At 78.2% G+C, this 2,168-nt stretch carries 1 protein-coding gene and 1 pseudogene; both read right to left on the bottom strand.

Annotated features, from left to right (window positions below; genetic code table 11):
* Window positions 1-692 (bottom strand): annotated as a pseudogene (locus HCN56_RS25235) (hypothetical protein); the annotation flags it as partial.
* Window positions 693-783: 91 nt separating this feature from the next.
* Window positions 784-2,168 (bottom strand): AAA family ATPase (locus tag HCN56_RS25230; protein WP_209313182.1); only part of this gene is annotated, 1,385 nt, incomplete at its 5' end.

Genomic DNA, 2,168 nt, shown 5'->3' with positions numbered 1-2,168 from the left:
TCCTCGTCCTGCGCCGCGGCGGCGGCGCGACGCCGCGCCCACCAGCCGCGTGCGGCGGGTTGCTCGGCGGCTGCGGCGGCCTCGCCCTCCGTGGTGGCGGTGGTGCCGGGCTCGGCACCGGCCGGGGCGGGGTCCGCGGCGGCGGCCGACTCGGAGCCCCCGGTGTCCGGCGGCGACAGCGGGGCGACCTCCGTCCCTGCGAGGGTCTTCGCCTCGCTGGACGCGACAGGCGCCGCCGGCGTCGTCCGCTTGCCGAGGGCGACCGCCGTGCCGTCGCCCTCGGCGGGGCCTGGTGCGTCGACGTCGTACAGGCCGCCATCGGTCCCGGTGTCCGTCCCGGCGTCGCTGTTGTCACTGTCGTCGGGGTCGGCGTCGCGGTCGTCCGTCCGGTCGCCGCGCTCCTCGTCGGCCGGGTCGGTCGCCGACCGCCGGTCCCCGGCAGCCGCGTTCGGGGCCTCGGGCTGGGGGCGGTCCGCGGCGGGCGCGGGCCGGTCCCCGGCGGACGCCGTCTCCACGGACACCGCGTCCGGCCTCGCCGGGTCCACCCGGAACGAGGTCCGCGGGTCGACCGGTGCGGTGCCGCCGCTCCCGTTCGCCGCGGCACCGGGGGCGGCGGGTGGGTGGTCCGCGCCGTCCGTTCCGGAGCTCGCACGGGCGTCGGCGGCGCCCTCGGCTCGGGACTGGTCGGACATGAGCGTCTCCTTCGTGCCGCCGCGGCTCACGGCGGGGGTGGTTCTGGTGGGATGGGGCCGGCCTGCCCGCCGGGCTCGGTGCCGAGTCCGGTCAGGTGTCCGTCCGGGGTCGCGCGCGGTCGCCGACGGCCCGCCGGGGTCGGTCCCCCGGGGAGCCGAGCGGACCTGCCGCCGCGCGGTGGGTGTCCAGGCGCCGGGGGTCGTCACCGGGGTGCCGGGCCAACTCCTGTGCGAGCGAGGCATGCAGGCGCTGACGCTCGGGGGGCGTCATGGCGTCGTGCACCACCTCGCGGGTGAGCGGGGAGAAGCGGTAGCTTCCCCCGCCGGCAACGGTGTCGGGGTCCCAGACCAGCAGCCCCTCGCGCAACGCCTCGTCGACGTGGTGGAGGACGGCCTCGGTCCGGAGTTCGCAGACGGCACTCAACAGCTCGACGTCCAATGTGAGTTCGTCCAACGAGGCACAGTTCAGCATCGCACGCGTGCTCGGGTCCAGCCGCGCCAGCCTGGCTCGGACGACGCTGCGGACGGCGGCGGGGACCCGCGCCCGGGGCCCGGTCCGCCGGTCGGCGGGAAGAGCGAGCAGGTGGGAGAGGAGGAAGGGGTTCCCCTCGCTGCGCCGGTGCAACGCGGCGGCGTGGGCGGCGTCCTCACCGCCGCCCCGCCGAGTGACGAGCAACACGACTTCCTCCGGGGTCAACGGCTCCGGTTCGACCCAGAGCGCGCCCTGGCGGGAGAGGTCGGCCAGCAGCCCGTCGACTGTTCCCGCCCGGCGGCCGTCCACGGCGACGGCCAGCGCGAGCGGGAGGTCGGGCAGCAGCCCCGCCAGCATGCGCAGCAGACCCGCGAAGGCCCCGCCCGCGTCGTCGAGGTCGTCCAGCAGACAGAGCAGCGGGGTCTCACCGGACCGTGCGGCCAGGACGGTGAGCAGCATCGTCAACGCGTCGGTCTGGGAGGAGACGGGGCCCGCGCCGTCCCGGCCTCGGGGAGCACCGAGAAGTTGCTCCAGCAGGCGGGCCGCCGGATCGAGGGCCCCCGCGCTGTGCGCCCCTCCACCGGCGCACCGGATGACCGTGAACCCGCGGGCCGCGGCCTCCCGCGCCGCCTCCGCCAGCAGTCGGCTGCGGCCGGAGCCGGGGGGACCGGACACGATCGCCCAGCTGGTGCGCCCGGCAGCGGCTGCGGCCACGGTCTCCCGCAGCGCCGCCGTCTCGTGCTCCCGTCCCACGAGCGGGAGTTCGCCCGTCGGCGCGCCGGTGGCCGGCGCGGCGGGCACCGGTGCGGGAGCGACGGCAGCGGGGCCGGAGGCAGCGGTGTCAGGGGCAGCGGTGTCAGGGGCGCCGGCGAAGTCGGTGGCAGTGGAAGGCGGGTGGGTCGCGCCCGGCACGCCGCGCGCGAGATCCCCGCGGCCGGGCCGGGGGCCGGCGGCCGCTGCGCCTGTTGCACCGGCGTCCGTGGCCCGGGCGCCGTTGGGCACCT

Source organism: Streptomyces lonarensis (assembly GCF_012033735.1).
GTDB lineage: Bacteria > Actinomycetota > Actinomycetes > Streptomycetales > Streptomycetaceae > Streptomyces > Streptomyces lonarensis.
Note: the sequence above shows the minus strand (reverse complement) of the source record. Positions and strands in the feature narration are given on the sequence as shown.